Origin of the sequence: Providencia sp. PROV202 (genome assembly GCF_028479565.1) — a bacterium.
GTDB lineage: Bacteria > Pseudomonadota > Gammaproteobacteria > Enterobacterales > Enterobacteriaceae > Providencia > Providencia zhijiangensis.
The window spans coordinates 114049-130528 of the sequence record NZ_JAMPNV010000009.1 but is presented as its reverse complement, the minus strand read 5'-3'; the positions used below and the strand labels follow the sequence as shown (position 1 = coordinate 130528).

Sequence of the window (16480 nt, the reverse complement as noted above, 5' to 3'; positions counted from 1 at the left end):
ATTATTAGTGAAAACGATTAACTCTAATGGTCCATAAGCAAGGCTAATCAGAATTGGCGATAAGGAAATGATAAAAAATCAGGATAAGGTTAAGCACAAAGTGTAAATAAAAATGGCGCAACTTTTTAGGTCACGCCATTTTTAAAGATAAATACGTTAAGACTTATTCAGCAGAAATATTTTTTGCGCTAGTATTAACTTGGTGAAGATGAACATCCATTTGCGGGAATGGAATACCAATATTGTGCTTATCAAGCGCACGCTTAAAGTTTTCCATTAAATCCCAATAAACTGGCCAAGTATCGCCATTCGTTGTCCAGAAACGCACTAAATAGTTTAATGAAGATGGCGCCATTTCATTTAAACGGATAGTAACACCTTTGTCATGAAGAATGCGTTTATCCGCAGCAACGATATCACCCAAGACTTTTTTAACCATATCAATATCAGAATTGTAAGCAACACCGACCATGATATCTTGACGACGAAGCGGCTCACGAGTCACGTTAATGATGCTGTCACCAATAATTTTACCGTTTGGGATCACCACGATACGGTCATCTGCCGTTCTCAATGTGGTTGAGAAAATTTGCACGCTTTGTACTGTACCGTCAATTGCGCCAATCTTAACAAACTCACCCGCTTTTAATGGTCTGAATACCACCAGCAGAACGCCCGCAGCAAAGTTACCTAATGAGTTTTGTAATGCTAAACCAACCGCTAAACCGGCGGCACCCATTACCGCGATGACAGAGGCAGTTTGTACGCCAATTTTGCCCAGCACAGCAATTAAGGTAAATGCCACAATGGTATAGCGAGCAATAGCAGATAAGAATTCGCTAACAGTGGAGTCAATTCCTCTCATTGTCATCACGCGATTCAAACCACGGCTAACCCATTTAGCAATCATCAACCCCACAATTAAAATAACAAGTGCGGAAACGATATTGACGACATACTGGACTAGCAGATCCTGATTTGCCACAAACCAATTTGTTGCATCATTCAATGCGCCTGTAACATCATCAGTATTCATATGTATATCCTTTTCGATCAAATTTAGACTAGGAAAACTCGCTCAATTCAATTAATAACCTTAGAAACTATTAGTAAATAATTGAATAACACGCTTAAAATAATAGCTATAAATTATCAAAATATAAAATTAATCGATAAATAAAATGCTATTTATCGATTTTCGATAACAAACTCACGATAGTCATCCAACATATCGAAAAAGTCATTTACACCACAAAAGGCAATACTTTCATTATCATAGTAACTCATGCCTTCTTCTAACCCATCCGTCTCAAAAGCTAATTGGTTCGCACGGATCATCACTTCCTCATCATCAAGAATAAGTGTGTATTCGTGACCAATAAACTCCCATTGCTTTTCACTGCCTTTAATCAGTTCATAATTTTCTGCGATGGTATCCAGTAAACTGAGGTCATTTTTGATTTCCTCATTTAACCAATAACCGATAGCTTCATGATCCATTGAAAATTTAGCAGTAATACTTCCTGTAATATCCTTTAAGAATTGGTAGTCCATATGCAATACCTCAACACTTTGCGTCTTTGAATTAAGTATAACGCGAGTCAAGTGGGTTTGCTTAGCGCTATTACAGACTGTCAGAAGAAAATTAATGGTCGTGACTATTACGCTGCATAAATAGGTTTATTCAATTAAGATTGATACTCGCTACCCAACTCGGCAATAGGAACCTCAATGATTAATCGATTAGACCATTTAGTCTTAACCACCACAGATCTTGATGCCTGTCTTGATTTTTACCAACGTATTTTAAAGATGTCTGTGATCACCTTCGGTGAACAACGTTTTGCCCTGCAATTTGGTCAGCAAAAAATAAATATTCACCAATATGGGAAAGAGTTTGAACCTAAGGCACACTTGCCTGTTCCAGGATCGTTAGATCTCTGCTTTATCAGTGATATTCCACTGATAGAAGTTCAACAGCATATTGAACAGCAAGGTGTGGAAATTATAGAGGGGCCAGTGCAACGAACTGGTGCAATCGGTAAGATTACTTCTTTATATATCAGAGATCCTGATTTGAATTTAATTGAAATTTCACAATATCTTTAACGCTCACCTAGCCATATTCGTATTCTTTGCTAGAAGAAAGATAGAAAAAACCCCAAAAATTGAATTCTCAATTCTTGGGGTTAAATGAGTATGATTCTATCTATCGCTGATTAAACAGCAGTTTGGAAAATCACACCATCCGCTTTTTCAGTGTACTGATCCAGTCGATCAAAGTTCAGATAGCGGTATGTATCTTCCGCAGTCTCGTCAACTTTATTCATAAACTGTTGGTACTCAGCTGGCGTTGGTAAACGACCTAACAGAGAAGCCACTGCGGCTAACTCTGCGGATGCCAGATACACATTCGCCCCTGTACCTAAACGGTTAGGGAAGTTACGAGTCGATGTCGAAACGACAGTCGCACCATCTGCCACGCGTGCTTGGTTACCCATACACAGTGAACAGCCAGGGACTTCAATACGGGCTCCGCTCTTACCAAATACGCTGTAATAACCTTCTTCAGTTAATTGAGCCGCATCCATCTTGGTTGGTGGCGCAACCCACAGGCGAGTTGGTAATTGACCTTTATGGGAATCCAGCAGTTTACCTGCCGCACGGAAGTGACCAATGTTAGTCATGCATGAACCGATGAATACTTCATCGATTTTTTCATTCTGAACATCAGACAGTAAACGCGCATCATCTGGGTCATTTGGCGCACACAGAATTGGCTCTTTTATCTCATTAAGATCAATTTCAATCACTGCTGCATATTCTGCATCAGCATCGCCTTCGAGTAACTCAGGGTTCGCTAACCAGTTTTCCATACCTTTGATACGACGTTCAATAGTACGACGGTCACCGTAACCTTCTGCGATCATCCACTTCAAAAGAACGATGTTAGATTGCAGGTATTCGATGATTGGCGCTTTATCCAGTTTGATAGTGCAGCCCGCCGCAGAACGTTCAGCCGACGCATCCGCTAATTCAAATGCTTGCTCAACCTTCAGCTCAGGAAGACCTTCAATTTCCAGAATACGACCAGAGAAAATGTTTTTCTTACCTTTTTTCTCAACAGTCAGTAAGCCATCTTTAATCGCATACAGAGGAATAGCATGAACAAGGTCACGTAATGTAATACCCGGTTGCATTTGTCCTTTGAAGCGAACTAATACGGACTCTGGCATATCCAGAGGCATAACACCGGTTGCAGCAGCAAAAGCCACTAAACCAGAACCTGCTGGGAATGAGATACCAATTGGGAAACGGGTATGCGAGTCACCACCAGTACCAACAGTATCTGGCAATAGCATACGGTTTAACCAAGAGTGAATAATACCGTCGCCCGGACGCAGAGAAACCCCACCGCGGTTCATAATAAAATCAGGCAGCGTATGGTGCGTGGTAACATCGACAGGTTTTGGATAAGCTGCCGTGTGACAGAATGACTGCATGACTAAATCTGCAGAGAATCCTAAACACGCTAAGTCTTTCAGCTCATCACGTGTCATTGGACCCGTGGTATCTTGAGAACCGACAGACGTCATTTTAGGTTCACAGTATTCACCAGGGCGAATACCTTGACGACCGCATGCACGACCCACCATTTTTTGTGCTAATGAGTAACCACGATTGCTTTGTGCAACAGGTTTCGCAAGACGGAACATGTCCGTTGCACCTAAACCTAATGCTTCGCGCGCTTTAGTGGTTAAGCCACGACCGATGATCAGAGGAATACGACCACCAGCACGAACTTCGTCGATTAACACATCCGTTTTTAATTCGAATGTTTCTAATAATTCGTTAGTTTCGTGATTACGAACTTCACCTTTATATGGATAGATATCAATCACATCCCCCATATTCAGCTTAGATACATCCACTTCAATTGGCAGTGCACCCGCATCTTCCATTGTATTAAAGAAGATAGGTGCGATTTTACCACCCAGCACCACACCGCCACCGCGTTTATTAGGCACGAATGGAATATCATCACCCATAAACCATAAAACGGAGTTCGTTGCTGATTTACGCGAAGAACCAGTACCGACAACGTCACCCACATAAGCTAGTGGGAAGCCTTTTTTGTTCAGTTCTTCGATTTGTTTAATTGGACCTACGCTACCCGCTTCATCAGGAACGATACCGTCGCGTGCGTTTTTCAGCATTGCTAAAGCATGCAGAGGGATATCAGGGCGCGACCATGCATCTGGTGCAGGAGATAAATCATCAGTGTTTGTTTCGCCAGTGACTTTAAATACAGTCACTGTCATTTTTTCAGCTAATTCTGGACGCTCGTTGAACCAATCGGCATTCGCCCATGACTCAATGACTTGCTTAGCATGTGCATTTCCCGCTTTCGCTTTTTCTTCTACATCGTAGAAGTTATCGAACATGAGTAGAGTATGGGAAAGTGCTTTCGCTGCGATGGCTGCCAATTTGGCATCATCAAGAGCTTCGATTAGCGCGTGAATATTGTATCCGCCCTGCATGGTACCAAGCAGTTCGATGGCTTTTTCAGGGGAGATCAGAGGGGAGGATGTTTCGCCTTTTGCGATCGCGGCTAAAAATCCAGCTTTAACGTACGCTGCTTCATCGACGCCCGGTGGAACACGGTTGGTCAGCAGGTCTAACAAGAAATCTTCTTCACCTTTGGGTGGGTTTTTCAGTAACTCTACTAGTGCAGCTACTTGTGACGCATCTAATGGCTTAGGGACAATCCCTTGAGCGGCACGCTCGGCTACGTGCTTACGGTATTCTTCTAGCACGACGTTCTCCTCGCTTCTTTGTTATTTATATACCCGGCTGTCTGCACCATCCTGAAAAAGTCATCATCCGGTGCCAGGTCAGAGGAATTTGCTCACATAATCTCAATGGCGATAAAATTATGTCCAGCTTCGGGCAATCAGCATAGCAGAATTTAAACATAATGTTAATTCATTCACAAGAAAGTAACATTCTTCTGCTAACTTAACCCATTAACAAACTTTATAGGGTAATTTTTAAGCTTGAAACATCATAATCCATTATAAACATCCATTAAGACCTTACTTTTTATAATTCATTTCGTGACTGAAAGCACCCTAATTAGTGCCTTTTTTCATCCCTTATCACAAATTATATTTAATAACTCATTTTTACTTATCTGACTAATTGATAAGGCAAATCATTGCGATTGGTTTAAAATTTTTTAATGGATTTTATGGGGTTTATTGGTCTTTTTAGTTCAACCAGGTTGCTGAGGGGAAGCAATAAAAAAGAGCCTACGAAAATCCAGGCTCTGGGTCAGAAATAGATAATGTGAATTAGTTAGGTTCTTTTTCAGCTAAGTAGCGAAGAATCGCTGAGATATTTTTTAAATTGTAGCGGACTAAAATATCTTTTTCTTTAGCCTCGCATAGCATCTTGTAGTCATCTTCTAGCTGTCCTATATCTAGCTGCTGTGGGTCATTATAAATGTTATAAAGAGATTCAGATGGTACGTTCCAATAAAAATCAGAATCCAGCTTAATACTCTCGATTCCATGCTTTTTCATTTCATCGAAGATAGTATTGATTGCATCCTTCAGTACATTGAGGTCGATATTCATAAATTATCCTTTTTTAATTTTATTTATATTTTCTTTAAATATTTTAATTTCATGCTCTAAATGTCTAATCCGGCCATTAATAATTTTTTGTCTAGCTATGATATTTGGAGCATTTTTTAAGTAACCTAGATTATCAAATGCATCAGGATTACGCCTGTAAGCAGCTAATTTCTCTTCATGTAGTCTAACTTGCTCCCTAAGCGAATGAATAGACCGATTATCAGAAATGCTCAATTTCTTCCCGCTAATGTTAGCACCATCTGGATCCCATTCGGGAGGTGTACCTGAACCAGTACCACCTAATTCAACTTGATCTGAATTTGAAAGTTCTTTTCCAAGATTGGGATTTTTAGCTGCGTTATCCAAATCCGATGCACAAGCAAATCCAAAGGAACATTCAAATGTTTCTGCTAATTTATCACCAACCGCATTCAGTTTATTTTCAATTGCTTGAGCAAAACTTGTATCCATTCTTGTTGTTTCATCAAGCGTGGAGCTTCCGCTGTTTACTGGAATTAACGGTGTTGGGATTGTTAAAACACTGCTTTTTCAATACTAATTTGAATATTTCTTAATTCACTTTCATTAGACTGAATTTCTTTTGTTAATTGAGTATGTCTTTCCTGAGTTGCTAGCAGATGATTTCTTGCTGATAATTCTGCGTTTCTCTCAATAGCATTATAAAAAGGTTTAGGATCAAAAAAGTTTAATTTTGGTATATCTATAGGGATATCATCAAAATCATCTGAAAGTAAACGGTCTCTATCTTGTATTGAACTAAATTTAACATTTGCAGTGATATTAAGATCTGGTGATTTAAAAAACCATTGATAATTACATGGATATTTCTCCGGATCAGTCAAAAATTTCCATTCATAACTTTTTTCTAAATTATTTTTCTCTTCTTTTAGCACTCTTACTTTATTTAAAGATTCCTGATAACTTAATGTTAATTTCTCTTGAGGTGATGGTTCTTGTGGTGATGGTAATGGTGTGTTTACTGTATCATCTGATACTATATTTTCTCGATTTATATCCCTATCTCTAGATATCTCCGGATTATAATTATCATTCTCTATAATTCTTGTGATAGTTTTCAAATGGTCATATTGCTCATTTATACTATTATTATTAAAAGCATAATCACCATAAAAAATATCATCATTCGTTACATCAGTAAAATTAAAAGGGACTGGGTTGGCATAAACAGTCATTGTATCTATATAGAGCATAATTAACATCCTTGTTGTTGTTTAAAAACAGCAAAGAAGTTAAATTTAAATTTTTTATAGTCAACTAAGTGTAAATATCGAAATTATAGCCATTATAATATTTATATAATTAAGAAAATAAGTTAGCACTGCTTTATTAATTAATAATAAAAAGACCAAAACATTTCTGCTTTGGTCTTCAATTCGCTTATTTCTTGCTAAAAAGGAAAATTATTTTTTCTTTTTCGCTTTAGCATTTGGTAAGTCAGTGATGCTACCTTCGTAGATCTCTGCCGCCATACCAATTGATTCATACAATGTTGGGTGAGCATGGATAGTTAATGCTAAATCTTCAGCATCACAGCCCATTTCGATTGCCAGGCCGATTTCGCCCAGTAATTCACCGCCGTTAACACCAACAACCGCACCACCGATAATACGGTTAGATTGCTTATCGAAAATCAGCTTAGTCATACCTTCAGAGCAGTCAGATGCGATTGCGCGACCTGATGCAGCCCATGGGAATGTTGCTGTTTCGTAGCTGATGTTTTTCTCTTTTGCTTCTTTCTCAGTTAAACCAACCCATGCAACTTCTGGCTCAGTATAAGCGATTGATGGAATCACTTTAGGATCGAAGTAGTGTTTCAGACCAGAGATAACTTCTGCTGCAACGTGACCTTCGTGAACACCTTTGTGAGCCAGCATTGGTTGACCAACGATGTCACCGATAGCAAAGATGTGCGGTACGTTAGTACGCATTTGTTTATCAACATGGATGAAACCACGATCATCAACTTCAACGCCAGCTTTACCTGCGTCTAAGTTCTTACCGTTAGGTACGCGACCGATAGCCACTAACACAGCGTCATAACGTTGTGGTTCAGCTGGCGCTTTTTTACCTTCCATTGAAACGTAGATACCATCTTCTTTCGCTTCAACAGCAGTCACTTTAGTTTCTAACAGTAAGTTGAATTTCTTGCTGATTTGCTTAGTGAATACTTTAACCACGTCTTTATCCGCAGCTGGGATAACTTGGTCAAACATTTCAACCACATCAATTTGTGAACCCAGTGCATGGTATACAGTACCCATCTCAAGACCGATGATACCGCCACCCATTACCAGCAGACGCTCTGGAACTTCTTGCAGTTCTAATGCATCTGTTGAATCCCAAATACGTGGATCTTCATGAGGAATAAATGGTAACTGAATTGGACGTGAACCCGCAGCAATGATCGCATTATCAAAGTTGATAGTGGTGCTGCCGTTTTCGCCTTCAACAACCAGTGTATTCGCGCCAGTAAATTTACCCAGACCGTTAACTACGTTAACTTTACGGCCTTTTGCCATACCCGCTAAGCCGCCGGTCAGTTGGGTGATAACTTTCTCTTTCCACAGACGCACTTTGGAAATGTCAGTTTTTGGCTCGCCAAATACGATACCGTGTTCAGCTAATGCTTTAGCTTCTTCGATAACTTTAGCAACGTGCAGTAATGCTTTAGAAGGGATACAACCTACGTTTAAACAAACTCCACCAAGAGTTGAGTAACGTTCTACCAAAACAGTTTCTAAACCTAAGTCAGCGCAACGGAATGCCGCAGAATAACCTGCTGGGCCTGCACCAAGCACAACGACTTGGGCTTTAATTTCAGTACTCATCATGACCTCTTTTTGTTTTGTCCAGCGGGGCCGCCGAATAAACGAATTTTCCACTGGTAAAGTACACACCGCAAGCAGTTTACAGAATTGTTAACATCCTGAAAAGGCTGAATACGTGACGTAACTCCCAACCTTTCGTTGCAACAGCGAAAAACTCTGCCCCAGCCTAAATAAAACAGACCGGCCAATTGACCGGTCTTATTAGCTACATTACCAGACGGCGAATATCGCTCATCAGTTGTCCAACTAAAGTGATGAAGCGCGCACCATCAGCGCCATCAATCACACGGTGGTCAAATGACAGAGACATTGGCAGGATCAAGCGTGGAACGAACTCACTACCATTCCAAACTGGTTTGATAGAAGAGCGAGACAGACCCATAATTGCCACTTCTGGCGCATTCACAATTGGTGCAAAACCGGTAGTCCCGATACCACCTAAGCTAGAGATAGTGAAGCAACCGCCTTGCATGTCTGCTGCGGTCAGTTTACCTGCTCGCGCTTTCTTAGACACTTCACCCAGCTCACGAGATAATTCCATAATGCCTTTTTTGTTCACGTCTTTGAAAACAGGAACAACTAAACCATTTGGCGTATCTACAGCGATACCAATGTTGATATATTTTTTCAGGAACAGACGCTGTGCATCTTCTGAAATAGAGCTGTTGAAGCGTGGCATTTCTTCCAGAGCACGAGCAACCGCTTTCATCACGAAGACTAGTGGAGTGATTTTCACATCCAGCTTTTTCTTCTCAGCTTCTTTGTTCTGCTGCTTACGGAACTCTTCAACTTCAGTGGTATCCACTTCTTCCATCAGAGTTACGTGCGGGATCATGACCCAGTTACGGCTCAGGTTAGCGCCAGAAATTTTCTGGATACGACCCAGCTCCACTTCTTCAACTTCACCAAATTTGCTGTAATCAACTTTCGGCCATGGAAGCATACCCGGTAAACCACCGCCAGCTGCTGCTGGTGCTTCTGCACGTTTGATTGCATCTTTAACGTAAGCTTGGACGTCTTCACGTAAGATACGGCCTTTACGACCTGTACCTTTCACTTTCGCTAAGTTCACACCAAATTCGCGAGCTAAACGGCGAATAACTGGTGTTGCGTGAATATACGCATCGTTCTCAACAAATTCATTTTTGCTATCAGCAGTTTTAGCTGGAGCAGAGGCTACAGGCGCTGCTGCTGGAGCTGCAACTGGTGCTGAAGCCGGAGCAGCAGTAGGAGCTGGCGCTGCACCCGCAACTTCGAAAGTCATAATCAGGGAACCAGTTTTGACTTTATCGCCAGTCGCAATCTTGATCTCTTTAACTGTACCTGCAAATGGTGCCGGTACTTCCATTGATGCTTTATCGCCTTCAACGGTGATTAAAGATTGCTCAGCTGTTACGGTGTCGCCAACTTTGACCATGACTTCGGTAACTTCAACTTCATCACCACCGATATCTGGTACGTTAACGTCTTTGATTGCCGCTGCGGCTGGTGCCGCTGTCGGTGCTGCTGGAGCAGAAACCGCTGCAGCAGGCGCTGCGCCCGCAACTTCGAATACCATGATCAGCGAGCCAGTTTTCACTTTATCGCCAGTCGCAATTTTGATCTCTTTAACTGTACCTGCAAATGGTGCTGGTACTTCCATTGACGCTTTATCGCCTTCAACGGTAATCAGAGATTGCTCAGCCGTGATTGCATCACCCACTTTAACCATGATCTCAGTGACTTCAACTTCATCACCACCGATGTCTGGTACAGCAACTTCTTTCAGTGCTGTAGCCGCAGGAGCAGCTGGTGCCGCCACTGGAGCCTCAGGCGCTGCTGCTGGCGCAGATGCACCTTCTGCTGAATCAAAAATCATGATTAATTTACCAGTAGTAACTTTGTCACCCACTGCAATTTTAATCTCTTTAACCACACCCGCTTGTGGAGATGGGACTTCCATAGACGCTTTATCACCTTCAACAGTGATGAGTGATTGCTCTGCTTCTACTTTATCACCAACTTTGACCATGACTTCGGTGACTTCAACTTCATCAGCACCGATATCTGGCACTTGGATTTCAATAGACATTGATTATTACCTCTTATGCCAAACGTGGGTTAACTTTATCTGGGTTGATGTTGTATTTTTTAATCGCTTCTTCAACGACTTTAACATCAATCTCACCACGTTTAGCCAATTCACCTAACGCTGCAACGATGACATACGTTGTATCCACTTCGAAGTGGTGACGCAGGTTCTCACGGCTGTCAGAGCGACCGAAACCGTCAGTACCTAATACACGGTACTCACTTGCTGGAACATAAGTACGAATTTGTTCAGCGAACAGTTTCATGTAATCAGTCGATGCAACAGCTGGCGCATCATTCATAACTTGCGCGACATAAGGTACACGTGGAGTTGCTGATGGGTGCAGCATGTTCCAACGCTCACAGTCTTGACCATCACGAGCCAATTCAGTGAATGAGGTTACGCTGTATACGTCAGAACCAATTCCATATTCCGCAGCCAAGATATCTGCAGCTTCACGAACGTGGCGCATCATAGAACCAGAACCTAATAACTGCACTTTGCCTTTCTTGCCTTCAACTGAAGCCAGTTTATAGATACCTTTACGGATACCGTCTTCAACGCCTTCTGGCATTGCGTGCATGTGATAGTTCTCGTTCAGAGTCGTGATGTAGTAGTACACGTTCTCTTGTTTCTCACCATACATACGCTCTAAACCGTCTTGCATGATAACCGCAACTTCGTAAGCGTAAGCTGGGTCATAAGAAATACAGTTAGGGATAGTCAGTGATTGAATATGGCTATGACCATCTTCGTGCTGTAAGCCTTCACCGTTCAGTGTTGTACGACCAGAAGTACCACCGATCAGGAAGCCACGAGCTTGTTGGTCACCTGCTGCCCACATTAAGTCACCAATACGTTGGAAACCAAACATAGAGTAGTAGATATAGAATGGGATCATCGGTAGGTTATTGGTGCTGTATGATGTTGCAGCCGCTAACCATGAAGAGCCCGCACCCAGTTCGTTGATACCTTCTTGCAGGATCTGACCTTTAGAGTCTTCTTTATAGTAAGCAACTTGCTCACGATCTTGCGGAGTATATTGTTGACCTTTCGGGCTATAGATACCAATTTGACGGAACAGACCTTCCATACCGAAAGTACGTGCTTCGTCAGCGATGATTGGAACTAAACGCTCTTTGATCGAGTTGTTTTTCAACATGACATTCAGTGCGCGAACAAATGCGATTGTTGTTGAAATCTCTTTAGATTGTTCTTCCAGTAATTGACTGAAATCTGACAGAGCTGGAATTTCCAGTTTTTCATCAAATTTAGCGCGACGAGCAGGTAAGTAACCACCCAGAGCTTGGCGACGTTCGTGCAGATATTTGTATTCTTCAGAATCTTTATCGAAAGTAATTAATGGCAGTTTTTCGATTTGATCATCAGCAACTGGCACATTGAACTGATCACGGAAGTGGCGAACGCCGTCCATGTTCATTTTCTTAACTTGGTGAGCAATGTTTTTACCTTCTGCTGTTTCACCCATACCATAGCCTTTGATGGTTTGAGCTAAAATAACAGTTGGTTTGCCTTTGGTTTCTTGCGCTTTTTTGAATGCTGCATACACTTTCTTCGGATCGTGACCACCACGGTTCAGCGCCCAAATTTCGTCATCAGTCATATCTTTCACTAATGCAGCCGTTTCTGGGTAACGGTTGAAGAAGTGTTCACGCACATATGCACCATCGCGTGATTTAAATGTTTGATAGTCACCGTCAAGGGTTTCGTTCATCAATTGAACCAGTTTGCCAGTTGTATCTTTACGCAGCAGTTCGTCCCAACGGTCACCCCACATAACTTTGATAACTTGCCAGCCAGCACCACTGAAGATGCCTTCTAATTCGTTAACGATTTTGCCGTTACCTGTTACTGGGCCATCAAGACGTTGCAGGTTACAGTTAATAACGAAGACTAAGTTATCTAATTTATCGCGAGTTGCGATAGTAATTGCACCTTTAGATTCTGGCTCATCCATCTCACCATCACCTAAGAACGCATAAACACGCTGTGCTGAAGTATCTTTCAGACCGCGGTTATCCAAATATTTTAAGAACTTAGCTTGGTAGATAGCATTGATTGGACCCAGCCCCATCGATACAGTTGGGAACTGCCAGAAATCAGGCATTAATTTAGGATGTGGATAAGAAGACAGACCGTTCCCACCAATTTCTTGACGGAAGTTATTCATCTGCTCTTCGGTTAAGCGGCCTTCTAAGAATGCACGCGCATAGATACCAGGGGAGATATGGCCTTGGAAGAAGACTAAATCACCGCCGTCATTATTGTTATGAGCACGGAAGAAGTGGTTGAAGCAAACTTCATATAAAGTTGCGGAAGACTGGAATGATGCCATATGACCACCCAGTTCTAAATCCTTTTTAGATGCACGCAGAACAGTCATTACAGCGTTCCAGCGAATTGCAGAACGGATACGGCGTTCTAAATCCATGTTACCAGGGTATGCAGGTTCATCTTCAACAGCAATTGTGTTGATATAATCAGAACTACCAGATGCACCAGCGGCAATGTTAACACCGCCTTTACGTGCTTCGCTTAATACCTGTTCGATAATAAACTGTGCACGATCAACACCTTCTTCACGGATGACCGATTCAATCGCCTGTAGCCAGTCGCGAGTTTCAATCGGATCCACGTCATTTTTTAACATATCTGACATGGTGTATTCCTTATCTGTTATCTATTTTATATGGTTATGTGGAGCCTATCTTCCTGCCATTTTCTTCATGTTAATGAAAACAGCGGGAAGATAGGCCCTGATGTAGTTGCCGCTTTATCTCTAACTAAGAGTACTCACAGTAATGTAGACGCAGCAGTCAGGATCTACACTACCAATTTTAAATCTGGTCTAGATCTGGATGTTGCTGTAAGCGACGTAATGAACGCTCTCGGCGAGTCTGCTCACGCCCAATGTCCAGCAGCAAATCTTCAATAAAAGCAAGATGTCGATGAGACGCTTCTCTCGCTTTTTCAGGTTCCCTTGCGACAATAGCGGAAAAAATCTGTTCTCTATGCTCGCTTACTGCGTTGTACATCTCTTTACGGGTATATAGGAACTCAAAATTCTGACGGATATTTTGCTCTAACATAGGGATCATGCAACGTAGCAAATGTAACAGCACTACATTATGAGCAGCTTCCGTTACAATCAGTTGATACTGTAATACCGCATCTGATTCCGCGTTAAGATCACCACTTTTCTGAGCTGATTTAATCAATTCATAGCTTTGGCGAATACGCTCTAAATCTTCTTCCGTACCACGTAATGCCGCATAGTAAGCAGCGATGCCTTCTAATGCATGACGCGTTTCAAGAAGATCTAATTGAGATTCTGGGTTACCAGCAAGTAATTCGGTCAATGGGTCACTAAAACTTTGCCACATCTGTTTTTGTACAAATGTGCCACCACCTTGACGACGAGATAGAAGACCTTTAGCTTCTAAGGTTTGAATAGCTTCACGCACTGATGGCCTTGAGACATCAAATTGCTTAGCAAGTTCACGTTCAGGAGGCAGCTTTTCGCCGGGGCGTAAAGTCCCCTCGAAAATGAGATGCTCAAGCCGTTGCTCGATTACATCTGATAACTTTGGTTGGCGAATTTTACCGTAAGTCATAATCTGCCATTTTCATAGTGAGTAATTATTGATTATCTAGTACCCAGTGTTAATTGGTCATACCAATTATTTTATGGCTTAATAAAGTAACAAAGTATTCACTATCTGTCCATAAAGACCTTGAGCTAAATCATAAAATCCTGCAAGTTTTAACGATTTATTTTAAAAAAAGCATTAATTAATAACCAAGCCTTGATTAAACAACACACAAATTTAACAAAAAATATGACTTTTTATGCCATAAAAATTAAAACTGAACCGTTACAGCTTACCAATTTTCGCATATGCAGTCACAAAATACGAATATAAACTCAAGAATTAAACATTGCGCACATTTTTATAAAAAAACGCCATGACTATAGTTAATGATTTGTTAAATTCATAGTTAGCAAAAATATACTTACGTAATTAATCATATGAAAACTGCATACCAATGGTAAAAAAGGATCCCGTAAATATTCAGTACAATTCAATAATCATGAATGTGTGTTCAAAAGACTATGATATCTATGTAGTCATTCATTTTTAGGGGGAAAATTTAAAATCTATCGACCTCCCCCTTATCTTTGTAACCTCACGGTATAGCTTAAATCAGCTCAGACTAGCTTTTAGGTTCAATAAATCGCATTGAGAGGTCTAAAGCCTGAATATGTTTCGTCAATGCGCCTACTGAAATGAAATCAATACCTGTCAGAGCAAACTCTCTGATCGTTTTATCTGTCACATTTCCAGATACTTCTAAAGCGGCTTTACCATCCGTGAGAACAACGGCATCTTTCATCATGTCAGTCGTAAAGTTATCAAGCATAATAATATCCGCTTGAGCTTTAAGAGCCTGTAATAGCTCATCTAGATTTTCGACTTCTACTTCAATAGGAACATCCGAATGAGCTTGGCGAGCAAGCGATACCGCTTGGGAAACAGAGCCCGCTGAAATAATATGATTTTCCTTGATTAAATAAGCATCAGACAAACCTAATCGGTGGTTATACCCGCCGCCCATGAGCACTGCATACTTTAATGCGCTCCGCAAACCAGGGATTGTTTTACGGGTGTCTAATAATTTAGTTCGAGTCCCCTCAAGAAAGGCAACATACTTTGCTGTCACTGTAGAAACCGAAGATAGTGTTTGCACAAAATTCAACGCCGTTCTTTCCCCAGTGAGTAGAATCTGAGAAGGTCCTTGCATCTCACATAATACTTGGTCTGGTGAAACCTTATCGCCGTCTTGAACCTTCCAATCCACTTTAACTTTATTACCGAGTTGGTAAAAAACCTCCTCTAGCCATTTTTGCCCACAAAACACACCGTCTTCACGGGTAATAATTCGAGCTGTGGCTTGGGCCTCTTCATTTAATAGCTGCCCTGTAATGTCCCTTTTATAATCAATGACCTGGCCGAGATCTTCTTTTAAAGCAACACTGACCATAAAAGGAATGTCGGTAATCAATCTTGCCATTAACAATTTACGTCTTTCTTGTTCATCATAGCGTCGTGTAGTCATTATTTACTCCAAAATATGCACCCGTACGGATCTCAACTATGCTAATCTTTCTTAATTACGGGTACTTACAAAAAAGAAAAGAGCATACTATGGATACTGATATGAAAATACATGATGGTTGGTTAAATAATGTGACTCATATCCCTTCCCCACATCATGATGACCGCCCTGAGGGCGAAGAACCTTCACTTCTTGTCATTCACAATATCAGCCTTCCACCAGGACAGTTTGGTGGTCCTTATATTAACCAGCTATTTACTGGCACTTTAAACCCCGAAGAACACCCATTTTTTGATGAAATTAAACATTTACGTGTTTCAGCCCATTGCCTCATCCGTCGTGATGGTGAAATTATTCAATATGTTCCTTTCAACAAGCGTGCATGGCATGCAGGGCAATCTAATTATCAAGGGCGAGAAAAATGTAACGACTTCTCTATTGGCATCGAGTTAGAAGGTACGGATTATGAAGCCGTTACTGAAGCTCAATATATAGCTTTAGCCAAGCTCACTAAGTTACTGATAACTGAATTCCCGCAGATCGAGCAGAATATTACAGGTCATAGCGATATTGCTCCCCATCGAAAAACTGACCCAGGCCCTTACTTTGATTGGCTGCACTATAAAAACACACTCTAAGCTTTCCCAATTAATAATTTTTACGAATTATCCGCCTATTATCTTAGCTAATGAGGGTAACTGCCCCATTAGCTCCTATTCCTGATGTGCCTCTATTTATATCAGTCTGACAAACTCATTTTT

At 41.2% G+C, this 16480-nt stretch carries 13 protein-coding genes; 2 read left to right on the top strand and 11 right to left on the bottom strand.

The window, feature by feature from the left end:
• Positions 1 to 163 precede the first annotated feature (163 nt).
• Together mscS and PR799_RS05855 are read right to left on the bottom strand one after the other, a co-directional pair.
• Positions 164 to 1036: a small-conductance mechanosensitive channel MscS gene (gene mscS / locus PR799_RS05860; RefSeq protein WP_154602550.1), complete on the bottom strand. Its 873-nt coding sequence runs from the start codon at positions 1034 to 1036 to the stop codon at positions 164 to 166.
• Positions 1037 to 1188: 152 nt separating this feature from the next.
• Positions 1189 to 1554, bottom strand: a complete 366-nt coding sequence (locus PR799_RS05855; protein ID WP_036951163.1) for a YacL family protein — start codon at positions 1552 to 1554, stop codon at positions 1189 to 1191.
• 177 nt (positions 1555 to 1731) lie between these two features.
• Between PR799_RS05855 and PR799_RS05850 the strand changes: the two genes are divergently transcribed.
• Complete coding sequence (locus PR799_RS05850) at positions 1732 to 2109, top strand: VOC family protein (protein WP_272521459.1); 378 nt, start codon at positions 1732 to 1734, stop codon at positions 2107 to 2109.
• Between the two features lie 110 nt (positions 2110 to 2219).
• On the opposite strand, the gene acnB is transcribed toward PR799_RS05850, so the two are convergent.
• The 9 genes from acnB to nadC form a co-directional block, all read right to left on the bottom strand.
• Positions 2220 to 4817, bottom strand: coding sequence for a bifunctional aconitate hydratase 2/2-methylisocitrate dehydratase (gene acnB / locus PR799_RS05845; protein ID WP_036951167.1), 2598 nt, complete (start codon positions 4815 to 4817; stop codon positions 2220 to 2222).
• 537 nt (positions 4818 to 5354) lie between these two features.
• Positions 5355 to 5639, bottom strand: a complete 285-nt coding sequence (locus PR799_RS05840; RefSeq protein ID WP_154627359.1) for a hypothetical protein — start codon at positions 5637 to 5639, stop codon at positions 5355 to 5357.
• Between the two features lie 3 nt (positions 5640 to 5642).
• Complete coding sequence (locus PR799_RS05835) at positions 5643 to 6110, bottom strand: hypothetical protein (protein ID WP_272521458.1); 468 nt, start codon at positions 6108 to 6110, stop codon at positions 5643 to 5645.
• A 62-nt stretch (positions 6111 to 6172) separates the two neighbouring features.
• Positions 6173 to 6871, bottom strand: a complete 699-nt coding sequence (locus tag PR799_RS05830) for a hypothetical protein (protein WP_272521457.1) — start codon at positions 6869 to 6871, stop codon at positions 6173 to 6175.
• A 210-nt stretch (positions 6872 to 7081) separates the two neighbouring features.
• On the bottom strand, positions 7082 to 8509 hold the full coding sequence (gene lpdA / locus PR799_RS05825) for a dihydrolipoyl dehydrogenase (protein ID WP_036951171.1): 1428 nt from the start codon (positions 8507 to 8509) through the stop codon (positions 7082 to 7084).
• Positions 8510 to 8714: 205 nt separating this feature from the next.
• Positions 8715 to 10580, bottom strand: a complete 1866-nt coding sequence (gene aceF / locus PR799_RS05820; protein ID WP_154627357.1) for a pyruvate dehydrogenase complex dihydrolipoyllysine-residue acetyltransferase — start codon at positions 10578 to 10580, stop codon at positions 8715 to 8717.
• A gap of 13 nt (positions 10581 to 10593) precedes the next feature.
• On the bottom strand, positions 10594 to 13260 hold the full coding sequence (gene aceE / locus PR799_RS05815) for a pyruvate dehydrogenase (acetyl-transferring), homodimeric type (protein ID WP_154602547.1): 2667 nt from the start codon (positions 13258 to 13260) through the stop codon (positions 10594 to 10596).
• A gap of 178 nt (positions 13261 to 13438) precedes the next feature.
• On the bottom strand, positions 13439 to 14215 hold the full coding sequence (pdhR, locus tag PR799_RS05810; RefSeq protein WP_154602546.1) for a pyruvate dehydrogenase complex transcriptional repressor PdhR: 777 nt from the start codon (positions 14213 to 14215) through the stop codon (positions 13439 to 13441).
• A gap of 601 nt (positions 14216 to 14816) precedes the next feature.
• Positions 14817 to 15719, bottom strand: coding sequence for a carboxylating nicotinate-nucleotide diphosphorylase (gene nadC / locus PR799_RS05805; RefSeq protein WP_272521456.1), 903 nt, complete (start codon positions 15717 to 15719; stop codon positions 14817 to 14819).
• 101 nt (positions 15720 to 15820) lie between these two features.
• Here nadC and ampD point away from each other — a divergent pair, with 101 nt between their 5' ends.
• Positions 15821 to 16357: a 1,6-anhydro-N-acetylmuramyl-L-alanine amidase AmpD gene (gene ampD, locus PR799_RS05800; protein ID WP_272521455.1), complete on the top strand. Its 537-nt coding sequence runs from the start codon at positions 15821 to 15823 to the stop codon at positions 16355 to 16357.
• Positions 16358 to 16480 lie beyond the last annotated feature (123 nt).